Here is a 15,563-nt window from a genome sequence, read left to right as displayed (position 1 = left end):
CAAAGGACCGTGCTGCAACAGTAATTGAGGATCACAAACGCTGACCATCGGCGCAACAGGAGACCGATGCAACGCGCCGCTGCCGAAGCGATATGCCCGACGGAGACACGATTTTGGGTGTCCCAAAGGCCGACCCCGTTGGGCTGCGTCCAGCCATATCGCTGTATGAGACAATCGCGACCGGTTTCCGGCCGCAGCCGCGGCGCTCATTACTGCCTTGCCCGTCATGTCCAGCACACCTCGTAGCGCTTCCGCCCCCGTCGAGGGCTCCGACCCCTGGTCGAATCTCGACGAAGCCGGCAACGGCCTGACCGTGAACGACTTTCTCACCACGATGCTGAGCCAACTGGTGACCGCCCTGCGCAGCAGTGTGACGGAACCGTATGCCACGCAGTTCGACCTCACCGTGCCCGAGTGGCGGATTCTGGCGTTGCTGGCGCATGGCGAGCCGATGTCGTTTGCCGAATTGGTCAAGCAATCCACCTCGGATAAGGCACTGGTCAGCCGCACGCTGCGGCTGCTTGAGGATCGCGGCCTGGTGACGCTGCAGTCCGAAGGCACCACGCCACGCAAGCGCCTCGCATGCACGATCAGTGAAGCGGGCGCTGCGTTGCATGCGCAGGTCATTCCACTGGCGCGGCGCGGCCAGGCTTCGGTGATTCGCCTGCTCAGCCCGGAAGAGCGGCGCGGGCTCTATACCGGCCTGCGCAAGCTGCACGGCATCTGCACCGGATCGGGCAAAGAGGAATAGGCGATACCGGGGAACAGGCGGCGCCGGCGAGCTGGACCCAGCGCCCCGCCGGCGGTCTACTTGAACGGAGTCTGCAGGATCCCCATGACCGTGCGAATGCCGTCGCGGTAGTTACCCAGCCGCATGTTCTCGTCAAAGCTGTGCTGGTTGTTGTCGGCATTGACCAGCGGAACGATCACAAACGGCGATTTCAGCGCCTGCACCGCCGCGCCCGTCGGCACGGTGCCGCCCATCATGCGGATCTGCACCGGCGGCTTGCCGTAGGTGTCCTGCATCACCGACTGCAGCCACTTGCTGATCGGCGCATTCAGATCGGTGCGTGCAGCCGAACTGGACGCCGAGACCTCGTCGGCACTTAATGCGGCCAGCTTTGCATAGCGCGCGCGTTCTTCGGCCGTTGGTTCGCCGTTCACAAGGTGATAGCCCTGCTTTTCAATATGCGCCCGCAGCATCGCCACAAGGCTTTCGGGCGTAGTTTCGGGAACGGTGCGGATGTCGATGTCGGCTATCGCCACCTCCGGAATGATGGTGCGCGCCTTGGGCCCCACGTCGCCGGCAACGATGCCTCGCACGTTTAGGCTCGGGTACTGCATCGCTTCCTGATAGTTGGCCCCTACCTTTTCGGTGGTGGCAATGCCCAGCCGGCGCTTGAGCGCCGCCTCGTCATCGGGGACCGCCGCCATGACCTGGCGGGCACGGTCGTCGATCTTCACCGCACTGTAGTAGCCGGGGATGGTCACGCGGCCGCTGTCATCCTTCATCGATGCCAGCAGGCTTGCCATGCGTTGCACGGGATTGGCGGAATAGTTGCCATAGTGGCCGCTATGCAGCCCCTGAGTGGCGCCAAACACTTTCAGCTGCACGAGCTGGATGCCGCGATTGCCAAACACCAGCGTCGGCTGGTTGCTCTGGTGCATCGGGCCGTCAAAGATGATCATGCCGTCGTTGCGCAGCAGCGCAAGATTTTCTGCGATGACACGGCCCAGTGACGGCGAGCCCTTTTCCTCCTCGGAATCGAGCAGCACCTTGATGTCGACGCCAGGGTCGACTCCAGCTGCCTTGAGCGCATCGAACGCGGCGAGGAACATCACGATGGGGCCCTTGTCGTCCGACGACGAGCGCGCAAACAGGCGCCACTCCGGGTCCACCTGGCCGCCGTACAGCTTCTCGAGCGGCAGCGGCTCCCACTTGCCGTCGGCGCTGCGCGCCTTGAGCGTGGCCTCCCATGGACTCTTCTGCGCCCATTGCGACGGCGTGACCGACTGCCCATCCAGGTGCATGTAGAACAGCACGGTCTTGCGCGCTGCGCCGCCTGCCGCGGCCGGCGCACGGTATTCCGCATAGACCATCGGTTTGTCGCCGTTGCCAAGCGTGCGCGCCTGGAAGCCGCGCCTGCCGAACGCCTTCACCAGCCAGTCGGCATTTTTCTGGATATCGGCAGGCACGGTGGCATCGTTCGGAATCGCCAGCAGTTCCACCCATTCGCGATAGCTGGCCGCGGCCGCGCGATCCGCCGCCTGCGCGAGCTGAGCGCTGTCCAGTGCCGCGGCGTGCGCCGCCGCAGTCGCACACAGGACGGCGACAGACGCCGCGAGGGTCGATCGCGCGACGCGCTTGATGCGCGTAGACCAGACGTGGGCAGGCGAAAAATCGGGCATGTTCTCCTCGGGCATGTATTCCTCAATGGGCAGGTTTATCCACCTGCGCATTATGGCCACAGACATCTGAACACCGAAACCCCTTGTGGCGCAGAACGCCACGGTTTGCACTTTTTAACCTGCTTTGCGAATCGTCTTATAGACGCGCCGCGTCGCTTTGTTCGGTGAGCCGCCGCATGCACATACGGGATCCGGCTCGCGCCCCGCAACGCCGAGCCTCGTGGCCGTCGTCACTGACCCGGAATTACAAAACCGGTAAGTTGCGAAGGCATGCCAATCGCACAAACCTCGCGGGAGGGTTGAAGCTGCGTTGCAAGGCAACTGGTACGAATCATGCGCTGGATCCCTTCCGGGCCCCGGTCGCCCGGTCCATTTCCCCGGGTCGCAACCACGGGCTGCACGTTCCATCGGGTTCACTGACGTGTGCTTGTTCGCGTTCCCTGCTTGCATTTTTCACATTCAGACCATTAGGAGACGGCCATGGCCATTGACGATCCGAACAACATCAACCCGCACGACGCACAGCAGCGCCTGAAGTCCGACACGCGGCAACTGGCGCAGGATCTTGACGATCTGCTGGCGCAACTGCCCAACCTGACCGGCGACGCCATCGAATCGGCCAAGCAGGCTTTCCTGTCGAAGGCAGCAAGCGGACAAGACAAGCTTGCATCGATCAAGACGAGCGTCGCAGACAGCGTGTCGCGCGGGCAGGAATGCGTGACCGAGTACGTTCACCAGCAGCCGATGCGCTCGCTCGGCATGGCGCTTGGACTCGGCGTGGTGCTCGGTGCATTGCTGTGCCGGCCATCGTCGCGCTACGGTCGCGATGATTAGGCCGTGTTCGATCGCGCTTAGTCGACAGAACGACGCCGCAATCTCCGTGGCAGTGGCAACGATGCGGTAGCGACGCACCGCCGACGCAGCCATGATGAGCAAGCTGCGCAACAAAAAAGCCGGAGCGCTGTTATGCGCTCCGGCTTTTTGTACGCTCCGGCCTTGAATGACGACGATCGTCTCAAGGGGCCGTTAGAGGAGCCAGCGCCCCCCCGGTCGTGCCTTCAGTTCGATATCGACGGAGTCAGCCGATCGCCGTTATCGTCGTCGCTACCTTCTTCGTCCGGCCAGTTGCGTCCGACCATCCACTCATAGAGCGTGGGCAGCACGATCAGCGTCAGCAGCGTCGCCGTAATCAGGCCGCCGATGATCACGATCGCCAGCGGGCGTTGCGTTTCCGATCCGATCGCGCGCGAAATGGCCATCGGGAACAGGCCCAGCATTGCCAGCATGGCGGTCATCAGTACCGTACGCAGGCGGTCCATCGATCCGGTCAGCACGGCCTCGCGAACGGACATGCCTTCTTCGCGCAGCTGGTTGAAGTAGGTCACCATCACCACCCCGTTCAGCACGGCCTGGCCAAACAGCGCGATAAAGCCGATGGCCGCCGAGACCGAGAGCGGAATGCCAGTCAGGAACAGCGCGAACACGCCGCCGATCAGCGCGAACGGAATGTTCGAGATGATCAGTGCAGCGCTCTTGAACGACTGGAACGCGTTGAACAGCAGCAGGAAGATCAGCAGCACCGACAGCGGCACCACGATCGACAGACGTGCCATGGCGCGCTCCTGGTTCTCGAACTCACCGGACCAGCTGATTTTCACGTCCTCGGCGTTGACGTTCTGCTTCACCAGCGCCTGCATGTCCTTCACCACGCTGCCCATGTCGCGGTCGTGGATGAAGATGCCGATCGACGTGGTGCGCTGGCCGTTTTCACGGCTGATGTTCATCGCACCCGATGCCGCACGGAACGTCACCAGTTGCGACAACGGCACCTGTGCACCGTCGGCGGTCTGCATGAAGATGTTCGGCAGGTTGGGCAGTTCACGCTCGCCCGGCTTCAGGCGCACCACCACGCTGAAGTACTTCTCGCCTTCCCACAGCTCCGTGGCGGCCTTGCCAGCCAGCGCGCTTTCCATCAGGTCCTGCACGTCGGCCACGTTGATGCCATAGCGCGCGGCCTGGGCGCGATCGAACTCGAGCACGTACTGCGGCAGTTCGCCATCGCGGTCGATAAACGCGCGCATCACGCCCTTGACCGACTGCACATTGGCCAGGATCTGGTCGGCAACCTTCTTGTTGTGCTCAAGGCTGTCGCTCTGCACCTTGATCACGATCTGGCCCTTGATCTGCGAGATGCTCTCCAGGATGTTGTCGCGCACGGGCTGCGAGAAGTTGGGCTCGATGCCCGGCAACTGCCGCAGGTTGTGGTTGATTTCCTCGATGATGGCGCGCTTGTTGTAGCCGGCGCGCCAGTGCGTGTCGGGCTTGAGGTCGACCAGGATTTCCACGGTGTTGATCAGCTTGGGATCGGTGCCGTCGTCGGGACGGCCCACCTTGGAGATCGTGGTATTCACTTCCGGCGTCTTGCGGATAACGCTGCGCAGCAGGCGTGCCTGATCGCGCGCCTCATCGAGCGACACCGACGCCGGCAGGTCGAAGCTGACCCACATCGATCCTTCGTCCAGTTCGGGCAGGAATTCGCTGCCCAGGAACTTGCCCACGCCCACCGTCGCCACCAGCAAGCCCAGCGCAACGCCAACCACCTTCTTCTTGTTGTCCAGCGCCCAGCCCAGCATCGGCTCGTAAATGCGCTTGCAATGGCGCACCACAAAATTGTCCTCGTGCGCGATGTTCTTCTTGAGCAGCAGATGACACAGCAATGGCACCACGGTCAGCGACAGGATCAGCGATCCGATCAGCGCACCGGTCACCGTGTAGGCCATCGGCGCAAAGATCTTGCCCTCGTGGCGTTGCAACGTGAAGATCGGAATGTGCGCAGCGATGATGATGATCATCGAGAACACGGTCGGCCGCCCCACTTCCGTGGTGGCCTGCAGGATCGCGTGCAGACGCGCCCGGTTGTCCTTGATCTGCGCTTCCTTCAGTTCCCCGAGCCGCTTGAAGATGTTCTCGACGACGATCACCGCGCCGTCGACGATGATGCCAAAGTCCATCGCGCCCAGCGACAACAGGTTGGCCGGAATGCCAACCCACGTGAGGCCGATGAACGTCGAAAGCAGCGACAGCGGAATCACCAGCGCCACGATGGCTGCGGCGCGCACGTTGGCCAGGAACAGGTAGAGCACGGCCAGCACCAGCAGCGCGCCTTCCACCAGATTGCCGAACACCGTGTGCAGCGTCTTGTCGATCAGCGTGGAGCGGTCGTAGTACGGCACGATCTTCACGCCCTTGGGCAGGATCTGCGAATCGAGCAGATCTATCTTCTGCTTGAGCGCTTCGAGCACCACCGACGGGTTTTCGCCCTTGCGCATCACCACGATGCCCGAGACGATGTCGTCTTCGTTGTCCTGGCCCATCAGCCCCTGCGGCGGGGCCGAGCCGATCTTAACCTCGGCGATATCCTTGACCAGGATCGGCGTGCCATTGTTTTCCGCCACCACCACGTTGGCGATATCGGCCGACGAACGGAAGCTACCCAGCGAGCGCAGCAGGTACTGTTGCCGGCCATGGGCGACCGCGCCGCCCCCGGCATTGGAGTTGCCGCGCTGCAGCGCCGTGAACAGTTGCGACAGCGAAATCTTGGCATCGCGCATGCGGCCAAGGTTGGGGTTCACTTCATATTGCTTGACCGAGCCGCCAATGGTCACCACATCGGCTACGCCCGGCACCTGGCGCAGGTTTTTCTCCACCACCCAGTCCTGCAGCGTGCGCAGTTCCTGCGGCGTATAACCCTTGCCGGTCAGGCGGAAGCGGAAGATCTCGCCGATCGCGGTGGACAGCGGCGCGAGTTCGGGTTGCACGCCATCGGGCAGGTCCACGCCACGCAGGCGCTCGATGATCTGCTGGCGCGCAACGATGTCGGTGGCCTTGTCGTTGAAGGTCACCATCATGAACGACAGGCCGAACTGCGTATGCGAGAACACGCGCACCGAATTCGGCGTGCCGGCCAGCGCGGTTTCGATCGGGATCGTGACCTGCCGTTCCACTTCCTCGGCGGCGCGTCCCGGATACAGCGTGATCACGTTGACCTGGATGTCCGAGACATCGGGAAACGCTTCGATCGGCAGGTTCTTGAAGGCGGCCAGGCCGCCCGCGATGAAGATGATCAGGCCCAGCCAGACAAAGAGCTTCTGGTGCAGCGCAAAATTGACGATACGCGAAATCATGTGGCCGCCGTCCTTATTGCTTGGCGGTTGCACGCGCGGCATTGACCGCGGTGGCATCGCGCAGGATGTCCTGCAGATACAGGTTGCCGTCGGTGATCACCACCTCGCCGGCCTTCAGGCCCTCCACCACTTCCGTGGTGCCCGGCAGCGTCACACCCAGCTTGACCTCGCGGCGCTCGAAGGTGTTCGGCGCGGTCGCGGTGCGCACGAACACGTAGTTCTTGTTGTCGGCCAGGAACACGGCCTTGGATGGCACCGAGATGCCCTGGAACGACGCGGCCTTGACGCGCGCCGTGACGAACATCTCTGCCTTCAGGCGGCGGTCGGCATTGGGCACCGCAAGCCGCACCTTGACGCTGCGCGAGGCCGGATCGACATAGTCGGCGATCTTGACCACGGTGCCCGTGAAGGTTTCGCCCGGATACGCGGCACTGCTCAACTTCACGTCGATGCCGGGCTTGAACAGGCCCAGATCCGCTTCGGCGGCGTCCAGTTGCGCCCACAGCGTGGACGGGTCGGTGATCAGGAACAGCGGCGCAGTGGGCTGCTGATCCGGGCGCACTTCCATGCCCGGATTGATGTTGCGCTCCACCACCAGGCCGTCGATCGGGCTGCGCAGTGCAAAGCGCTGGTTCACCGCGTCGCCGTTGCCGGCGCCGTACATGCGCAGCGCGGCCTGGGTGCGCGCCAGATCGGCGGCGGCACGCGCGCTGTCGGCCTGCGCCTGCTCCAGATCCTTCTGCGCCACGATGCCGGCTTGATACAGCTCGCGCTGGCGGGCCAGCGACTTGGCGGCCACCGCGCTGTCGGCGGCGGCCTTGCGCGCATCGGCCTGGGCCACGCCGTAATCGGGTGAGGTCAGCATGGCCAGCGGCTGGCCGGCCTTCACGGTGGCGCCGGGCTGCACCAGGATTTCCATCACACGGCCCGCAAACGGCGTGGCCACGCGCACGGTCCTGTCTTCATTCCAGACCAGGCGGCCCGGCATGTTGAGCATGCGATCGCCGCCGCTTTGCACAGGTTGTCCGACGATCCCCGGCAGCACCTTCACGCTGGCCGGATAGGTGATGGTCTGGCCCTTGATCGTCGGATCGTCATTGTTGTCCGACACTTCCTTCTTGCCGCAGGCGGTCAACGCCAATGCGCACAGCGACACAACGGCAGCCATCCGCACGACACCGCTGCGGGTCTGGCGGGATTCAGCGGAGAAAAACGGGATATTAGGGACGCGACGCATCGGTACGGACCTGGGGAAGCTTGTTGATATCGGAATTTGTGGTTTGCAGCGCGGTCAGGTATGCCGACAGCGCCTTGGCGTAGTTGCCTTGCGCCTCGACGGCGTCGACGCGCGTCTGGCGCAGCGCGCGCCGTGCATCGAGCAGATCCAGCACGCCGGAAGCGCCCTTGCTGTAGGCAAACTCGGCGCTGCTGGCGACGCTTTCGGCGGCCGGCAGCACTGACTCGCGCATCTGCTGCAGCGACGCGCGCGCCGCATCGAGCTGCGCCCGCAGGCGGCCGATCTCGTTCTGGGCTTCCAGCAGCACGCGGTTGCGGTCATCGAGCGCGGCGTAGTAGTCCACTTCCGCGCGGCGCGCTTCACCGCCAAAACTATGGCGCACGAACAGCGGAATCGACACGAATACGCCGTAGCTGTTGCCGCTGCCGGTCGTGTTGGCCTCGGAAACCGGATAGTGCTCGTATTGCGCGCCCACGGTCACGTCCGGGACGCGACCGGCGCGTGCCAGGTCGCGGGCGGATGCCGCGGCGGCCAGGCGCGCTTCGGCGGCCGTCACATCGGGACGGCGCTGCAGCACTTCCGGGTCGAACGCCGGTACGGGCGCGTCGGCGCCGGGCCAGTCGGCCACCAGCCGGTTGTCCATCAGGGTGCCGGGCACGCCCATGGCGGCGGCGAGCGCCGCCTTGTCGCTGGCGTGGTCCGCAATGGCGGCGCGCAGGTCGCTCTGCGCACGCAATGTTTCGAGCTGCAGCTTGGTCACGTCGGCGCGCGATACGTCGCCCGCTTTCAGCCGCGTTTCATTGGCCTGCTGCGTGCGCCCGTAAAGCCCGACTGTCTCGGTCAGCACTTCCACGCGGGTCTGGCTGACCACGGCCTCGTACCACGCCTGGTCGACGGCGCCCAACTGCTGCGCAACCACCGCCTGCACCTGCTCGCCCACGGCGGCGCTGGCCTTGCGGGCCGCATCGGCACGCAAGTTGCCCTTGTTCGCGGTCTCGATGACCTGATCGACGCGCACAGTGGAATCGACGGTCTTGCTGCGCCAGCTGCCGGCGCCAACGCCCAGATGCGGGTTGATGTTGGCCACGCCCAGGCTCAGCACCGGATTGGGACGTTGCGACGCGATCTGGATGTCTGCCTGGCTGGCTTCTTCGCTGCGGCGCGCGGCGATGATGTCGCGATTGCATCGCAGCGCATCCAGCCGCGCCTGCGACAGGGTGAGAGTGGCTTTGGGCGGAGGCGGCACGCAGGGGCCGTCCGGTGGCATGGGCTCGCTGGCGGCGGCGACAGCGCTGGCGGCCAGGGCAAGCAGCGTTGCCGCGGCAGCACGGAAAACGGAAAAATGCACGATCAGTCTGGCTCGAGTCGACTTGCGGTCAGCTGTTAACGACCGTGCGCACTGAACGGTGCACCGGGGAAGCAACTTTATTGATTCTGTTCTGGCCCCGGATCTTGCGTCCTATGTCCTGTTGTCTGGACACGCACGGTCTCCCACGCGCATTTCAACGTAAAGTCATTACAAACGCCTTTCATCCTCCACATAAAATTCGATATTTGCAGCGAACGGCCCGTCAGGGAAAATACCGATTGGCGCTGCAGGCTTCGATATTCTCAGTCAGTGCCTGCTCCATGAAATGTGCAAGCCGCGCCGTTCACGCTTAATAAATCCTTAACAAAGCATTAGTCCGGGGCGGCGGCAGCGATGCGTTGCGCGCGTTCCAGAACGGGCCGATCGACCATCTTGCCGTCTACGGCGATGGCCGCGCCGTTTGCCGCCGCGGCTTGCGCCACCACGCGCCGGGCCCAGGCCACGTCTTCGGCCGAAGGCGCCAGCGCGGCATGCACGCCCGCCACCTGGTTCGGATGGATCAGCAGCTTGGCGCCAAAGCCGAAACGCCGCGCGCGCGCCGTATCGGCCGCCAGCGCCTGGGCGTCGCCGATCGCGGTGCAGACGCCATCGACCGGCGCGGGCAGCCCGGCCGCGCGCGAATGCAGGACCAGTTCGCTGCGGAAATGATGGAGCGGCGCGTCGTCGTCAGCGACGTCGAGATCGAACATGAGATCGATGCTGCCGAACATCAGCCGGATCACACCGGGTGCGCGCGCCACCTCGCGCAGGTCGCGAAACCCTGCCGCCGTTTCCAGCAGCGCGTAGCAGGTAATGTCCGACAAGACCGCCCGCAAGGCTTCCAGGGCGGCGCAATCTGCCTTTGGCAACACAATCGCCGCAACCGCCAGGTCGCGACAAAATGCCAGATCGTCGCCGAAATACGCGGTATCGGCTCCATTGACGCGCACCAGCAGCGTCACGCCGGCCGCGTCGGCCTGCGCCCGCAGCGCCGGCCAGGGCGCGTGCAGGTTGTGGCGCGCCGCGGCTTTGTCGTCGGGCGCCACCGCGTCCTCCAGATCGACAATGACCGCGTCCGCGCCGGCGGCAATGGCCTTGCCGATGCGCTCGGGCCGCGAGCCCGGCACGAACAGATAGCTGCGCGGCGCGCGGGGAATGGGCGTCGTCATCGTCATGGTCGGCGGCCTCACACCACGCCGTCGGCATGCAGCCGCGCGATCTGGTCGGCGCTGCAGCCCGCTTCGGCCAGGATCGCATCGGTGTGCTGGCCCACGGCGGGCACCGGATCCATGCGGGCGTCGGTCAGGCCCGGCGGCAGCAAGGCCGGCACCGGACCGGCCGAGGTCTGCACCTCGCGCCAGCGGTCGCGCGCGCGCAATTGCGGATGCGCCCACACATCGGCCATCGTATTGACGTTGGCGTTGGCGATCTTGGCCTCTTCCAGCCGCTGCACCACCTGCTCGGCGCTCAGGTGCCCAAACGTCTGCACGATGCGATCGCGCAGCTGCGCTCGGTTGGCGCTGCGCAGGCTGTTGGTGGCAAACGCGGCGTGCGTGGCCAGGTCGGGTTCCTGCAGTACCACCTTGCAGAACACGGCCCATTCGCGCTCGTTCTGCAGACCCAGCATCACGGTCTTGCCGTCGCCAGTCGGAAACGGCCCATACGGGTAGATCGTGGCGTGCGACGCACCGGCGCGCGGCGGCGGCTCGGCGCCGTCGAACGCGTAATACATCGGAAAGCTCATCCATTCGACCATCGATTCGAGCATCGACACGTCGATGCGTTTGCCGCGCCCGGTCTGCCCGCGCTCGATCAGCGCCGCCAGCACGTTGCTGTAGGCGTACATGCCCGCGGCGATATCGGCCACTGACGCTCCGGCCTTGACGCCCTCCTCCCGTGTGCCCGTGACCGACACAAAGCCGGACTCGCTTTGCACCAGCAAGTCGTACGCCTTCTTGTCGCGATAGGGACCATCGCCGCCGTAGCCGGAGATGTCGCAGACAATCAGGCGCGGATAGGTTTGCGAGAGCGTCTCGTAGTCGAGGCCCAGCCGCGCCGCCGCGCCCGGCGCCAGGTTCTGCACCAGCACGTCGGTCTTTTCGAGCAGGGCGGCCAGCACCGGCGCGGCGGCGGGCGCCTTGACGTCCAGCGTGAGGCTTTCCTTCGAGCGGTTGGTCCAGACGAAGTGCGACGAGAGGCCGCGCACGCGGCTGTCATACGCGCGCGCGAAATCGCCGGGACCGGGGCGTTCGATCTTGATCACGCGCGCGCCCAGGTCCGCCAGTTGGCGGGTGCAGAAAGGCGCGGCAATCGCCTGTTCGAGCGAGAGTACGGTAATGCCTTCGAGGGGTCTTGGCATGGCAGTGTGGGGCGCTTCAGGCGAAGGGATGTGCGGATTGCACGATGGATGCCAATCTACCCGCGCGCCGTGGCCTTGTGAAATAGCAATTGCCGAAGGCACCATAAGTAGAATCAATACCCCCAACCCCCTTGACGCACTGACCGGAAGGAAACCGCTCCCATGGATATTCGCGCCATGCGCTATTTCGTGGCCATCGTCGACCACGGCAGCCTGACCCGCGCCGCCGAAGTGGTCTGCGTGGCCCAGCCCGCGCTGTCGCAACAGCTGGCCGCGCTGGAAGACGAATTCGGCGTGCCGCTGGTGCATCGCGGCGCCAAGGGCGTGCGCCCCACCGAGGCGGGCAAGACGCTCTACCGCCACGTGCGCAATATCCTGCGCCAGGTGGAGATCGCCGGGGCCGACGTGCGCGTGGCCGGCGCCGAAGTGTCCGGCACGGTTGCCATCGGGCTGCCCACCACGGCCGCCGCAGCCTTTGGCATGCCGCTGGTGCGCGCGGTGCGCCAGCGCTATCCGCAAGTGCGCCTGCAACTGTTTGAAAGCATGAGCGGCTACATCTCCGAACTGCTGAACCAGAACCGGCTCGACTTTGCGATCCTGTTTCGCGACACCGCGTCGCGCGCGGTGGAGCCGGAGCCGCTGGCGAGCGAGCCGCTCTATCTGATCGGCACGCCGCCCGGCGCGGCCCCGCGCGGCCGCAACGCATCCACCATCGCGCTCAAGGCCATCGACGGGGTGCCGCTAGTACTGCCCAGTGGCTCGCAAGGCCTGCGCGAAGTGGTGGAGCGCAGCTTCGCCAAGGCGGGGATCGCGCTGAACGTGGTGGCCGACCTCGATTCGCTGCCGTTCCTGCTGGCGGCCGCGCGCGAGGGGCTGGCGTGCACGATCCTGCCGGCGTCATCGCTGGGCGAGGACGAACGCGGCGATGGCGCGGTGCCGCGTCGCCGCATCGTGCCGGAACTGCGGCGCACGCTGTCGCTGTGCTGGCCGCGCGCGCTGCCCAGATCGAATGCCGCCGAGGCGGTGGCCGATGTGCTGCGCGAGATCGTCGAAGCGCGCATCGCCGCGGGCGGATCGCTGGCGCCACCACCGCGGACCTAGCCGCGGCCGGACAACGGCTCACCCGCGCCGTGGCCTGTGGTTGTCCAGACGCTTGCAAGGCATCGGCACATCCCGCATCATCGCCCCATCGCAGACGCTCGCCTTCTACCGGTCAGCCATGGCAACAGCCAGCTACGAGTTCAAGCCGCATGAACGGCCGTCGATTCCGGGGTCGCCCGCCACCCCGGACCATCCCACGCCGCGCCGCGTCGCCTACTTCTGCGTGGGCGTGCTGATCGGCCTGACCGGCGGCTTCGGCAACGCGCTGGTGGTGGCCAACCTCACCAACATCCAGGGCGTGCTGGGCCTGTACAGCGATGAAGGCGCATGGCTGTCGACGGTCTACGTGATGACCAACGTCTGCATGTCGATGCTGGTGATCAAGTTTCGCCAGCAATACGGCCTGCAACGATTCACCAAGGTCTTCCTGCTGTCCTACGCCGTCATCACCGGTGCGCACCTGCTCACGCACACCTTCGGCACGGCGCTGCTGGCGCGCGCCGCCAACGGCATCGCGGCCAGCGGCATGTCGACGCTGGCGCTCTACTACATCATCCAGTCGCTGCCGGCCAAGCACCGCATGCGCGCGGTCGTGATCGGCTTCGGCGTACCGCAGCTTGCCACGCCGCTGGCCCGCACTTTTTCCACCGGCATGCTCGAAGCCGGCAACTGGCAGACGCTCTATCAATTCGAATTCGGCATGTCGCTGCTGTCGCTGGTGGCCGTGGGATTGCTGCCGCTGCCGCCCAGCGAGCGCATCAAGGCATTCGAGCCGCTCGACTTTCTCACCTTCGCCTTGTTCGCGCCGGGCATGGCGCTGCTGTGCGCCGTGCTGGGCGAGGGCCGCATCCTGTGGTGGACTACGACGCCATGGCTTGGCTATGCGCTGTGCGGCGCTGTGATCCTGATTGCGGCGGCGCTGTGGATCGAACACAACCGCGTCAACCCGCTGCTGAACACGCGCTGGCTCGGCAGCATGGCCATCGTCCGGTTTGCCGTGGTGGCCACTTCGGTGCGCATCCTGCTATCCGAACAGCCGTATGGCGCGGTCGGCCTGCTGACCTCGCTGGGCCTGGTCAACGACCAACTGATTTCGCTCTACATCGTGGTCTCGATCGCCACCGTGGCGGGCATCGCGGCCAGCGCGCTGACGCTGAATCCGCAGAACCTTGGCCGGCCGGTCCGCATCTCGCTGGTACTGATCGCCATCGGTGCTTTTATCGATGCAGGATCGACCAACCTGACGCGGCCGCAGAACATGTACTTCACGCAATCGCTGATCGCGTTCGCGGCCGTGTATTTTCTGGGGCCGACGCTGCTGATCGGCATGGGCAGCGCGCTGCAGCGCGGCATGAGCCATTTCGTCAGCTTTTCGGCGCTGTTCAGCATCACGCAATCGCTGGGTGGACTGATGGGCTCCGCGCTGCTCGGCACGTTCCAGACCTATCGCGAGAAATTTCATTCGCATTCGCTGGTGCAGGGCATCAGTCTGGCCGATCCGCTCGATGCGGCGCGCCTGCAATTGCTTGGCAATATTTACAACCGCGTGGTGGGCGATCCCGTGTTGCGGCAGGCCGAAGGCGTCGCTGCGCTGGCGCAGCAGGTCACGCGCGAAGCGAATGTGCTGGCCTTCAACGATGTGTTCTTGCTGATCGGCATCCTGGCGACGGTCACGTTCGTCTGGTTGCTGGCGCTCTACATTGGCAAGGTGGTCCCCGGCCAGGTGTCGGACAAGAAGCCGCCCACCCCTTCCACGGAGACCCGATCGTGACCGACGCGCCCGATCGCAACGCCCCACCGCCATCCGACGACAAACCCCAACGGCTCGAAGATCCGGTCGAAGTGCACAGCGCCGCCCCAAAGGGCTGGGCGCCGCCGCGCGGATCGTTGCGGCTGACCGTGCTGATCGTGCTGGTCGCGGCGCTCAGCGTGCTGCTCATCCTGTACGCGTGGGGCCTGCCGCCGTTCACGCCGTCGATACAAAGCACGGACAACGCCTACGTGCGCGGGCAAACCACGATCATCAGTCCGCAGGTGAGCGGATACGTGACCGACGTGCCGGTGCATGATTTCGATCTGGTGAAGGCCGGCGAGGTGCTGCTGCGCATCGACGAACGCATCTACAAGCAGCGCGTGCAACAGGCGCGCGCATCGCTGGACACGCAGATCGCCAACCTGGCCAATGCCGACCAAACCCAGCGGGCGCGCGAAGCTACCGTGGCGTCGCAACTGGCGAATGCCGACAACGCCCGCGCCCAGTTGCAACGCGCGCAGGCCGATATGAAACGCGTGGACGAACTGGTGGCCGACGGCTCGGTGTCGCTGCGCGAACGCGACCAGACGCGCGCCGCCCTGCGCCAGGCCGAAGCGGCGCTGGAACAGGCGCGCGCCGCAGTGGAGATCGCGCGCCAGGATGTGCGCGCCGTGATGGTCAGCCGCGACGGGCTCAAAGCCGCCGTCGAACAGGCGCGCGCCGCGCTGCAACTCGCGGAGATCGATCTGTCGAACACCGTGGTGGTGGCGCCGGCCGACGGCCGCCTGAGCCAGATCGGTGCCAGGCTCGGCCAGTACGTGACATCGGGATCGCAACTGATGTTCCTGGTGCCGCCGCAGCGCTGGGTCATCGCCAACTACAAGGAGGCGCAGACCGCCCATATGGCGCCGGGCCAGAAGGCCAGTTTCCGCGTCGATGCGCTGGATAATGCGCGGTTGACCGGCTATGTCGAACGGCTGTCGCCCGCCGCGGGGTCCGAGTTCGCCGTGATCGTGGCGGACAACGCCACCGGTAATTTCGTCAAGGTGGCGCAGCGCATCTCGGTGCGCATCGCCATCGACCCCGACCAGCCGCTGGCCGAGCGCCTGCGCCCCGGCATGTCCGTCCAGGCGCAAGTCGATACCAGCACACACCGGCCGCCCACGCGCTGA

Annotated in this window: 11 protein-coding genes; 5 read left to right on the top strand and 6 right to left on the bottom strand. The window is 65.3% G+C overall.

What is annotated here, in order from left to right; translation table 11 throughout:
• The first annotated feature begins 226 nt into the window (after positions 1-226).
• Positions 227-751, top strand: a complete 525-nt coding sequence (locus tag F7R19_RS10575) for a MarR family winged helix-turn-helix transcriptional regulator (RefSeq protein WP_061954571.1) — start codon at positions 227-229, stop codon at positions 749-751.
• Positions 752-807: 56 nt separating this feature from the next.
• Here the strand turns inward: F7R19_RS10575 and F7R19_RS10570 are convergent, their stop codons facing one another.
• A complete protein-coding gene (locus tag F7R19_RS10570) occupies positions 808-2,409 on the bottom strand; it encodes a M20/M25/M40 family metallo-hydrolase (protein WP_150980310.1) in 1,602 nt (533 codons plus the stop codon).
• Between the two features lie 480 nt (positions 2,410-2,889).
• Here F7R19_RS10570 and F7R19_RS10565 point away from each other — a divergent pair, with 480 nt between their 5' ends.
• Positions 2,890-3,243: a DUF883 family protein gene (locus tag F7R19_RS10565; RefSeq protein ID WP_061954569.1), complete on the top strand. Its 354-nt coding sequence runs from the start codon at positions 2,890-2,892 to the stop codon at positions 3,241-3,243.
• Between the two features lie 224 nt (positions 3,244-3,467).
• Here F7R19_RS10565 and F7R19_RS10560 read toward each other — a convergent pair whose 3' ends face one another.
• The 5 genes from F7R19_RS10560 to F7R19_RS10540 all read right to left on the bottom strand — a co-directional run bounded on the left by F7R19_RS10560 (position 3,468) and on the right by F7R19_RS10540 (position 11,537).
• Positions 3,468-6,593, bottom strand: a complete 3,126-nt coding sequence (locus F7R19_RS10560) for an efflux RND transporter permease subunit (protein ID WP_150980307.1) — start codon at positions 6,591-6,593, stop codon at positions 3,468-3,470.
• 13 nt (positions 6,594-6,606) lie between these two features.
• Positions 6,607-7,761, bottom strand: coding sequence for an efflux RND transporter periplasmic adaptor subunit (locus F7R19_RS10555; protein ID WP_223506212.1), 1,155 nt, complete (start codon positions 7,759-7,761; stop codon positions 6,607-6,609).
• A gap of 52 nt (positions 7,762-7,813) precedes the next feature.
• On the bottom strand, positions 7,814-9,097 hold the full coding sequence (locus F7R19_RS10550; RefSeq protein WP_061954684.1) for a TolC family protein: 1,284 nt from the start codon (positions 9,095-9,097) through the stop codon (positions 7,814-7,816).
• A 413-nt stretch (positions 9,098-9,510) separates the two neighbouring features.
• On the bottom strand, positions 9,511-10,347 hold the full coding sequence (locus F7R19_RS10545; RefSeq protein ID WP_407648917.1) for an HpcH/HpaI aldolase/citrate lyase family protein: 837 nt from the start codon (positions 10,345-10,347) through the stop codon (positions 9,511-9,513).
• Between the two features lie 17 nt (positions 10,348-10,364).
• Positions 10,365-11,537 (bottom strand): CaiB/BaiF CoA transferase family protein, encoded by a 1,173-nt coding sequence (locus tag F7R19_RS10540; RefSeq protein ID WP_150980303.1) that lies wholly within the window; start codon positions 11,535-11,537, stop codon positions 10,365-10,367.
• A 162-nt stretch (positions 11,538-11,699) separates the two neighbouring features.
• On the opposite strand from F7R19_RS10540, the gene F7R19_RS10535 reads away from it, so the two are divergent.
• From F7R19_RS10535 to F7R19_RS10525, 3 genes are all read left to right on the top strand, one after another.
• Complete coding sequence (locus F7R19_RS10535) at positions 11,700-12,638, top strand: LysR substrate-binding domain-containing protein (RefSeq protein ID WP_150980300.1); 939 nt, start codon at positions 11,700-11,702, stop codon at positions 12,636-12,638.
• Positions 12,639-12,756: 118 nt separating this feature from the next.
• Positions 12,757-14,409 carry an MFS transporter gene (locus tag F7R19_RS10530; RefSeq protein ID WP_061954563.1) on the top strand — a complete coding sequence of 551 codons (1,653 nt, stop codon included), beginning with the start codon at positions 12,757-12,759 and terminating at the stop codon, positions 14,407-14,409.
• Complete coding sequence (locus F7R19_RS10525) at positions 14,406-15,563, top strand: HlyD family secretion protein (RefSeq protein WP_167585428.1); 1,158 nt, start codon at positions 14,406-14,408, stop codon at positions 15,561-15,563. Before F7R19_RS10530 ends, F7R19_RS10525 begins: the two co-directional genes overlap by 4 nt.

This window comes from Cupriavidus pauculus (genome assembly GCF_008801835.1).
In the GTDB taxonomy this organism is placed as follows: domain Bacteria; phylum Pseudomonadota; class Gammaproteobacteria; order Burkholderiales; family Burkholderiaceae; genus Cupriavidus; species Cupriavidus pauculus.
This window is presented reverse-complemented; position numbering and strand designations above follow the sequence as displayed.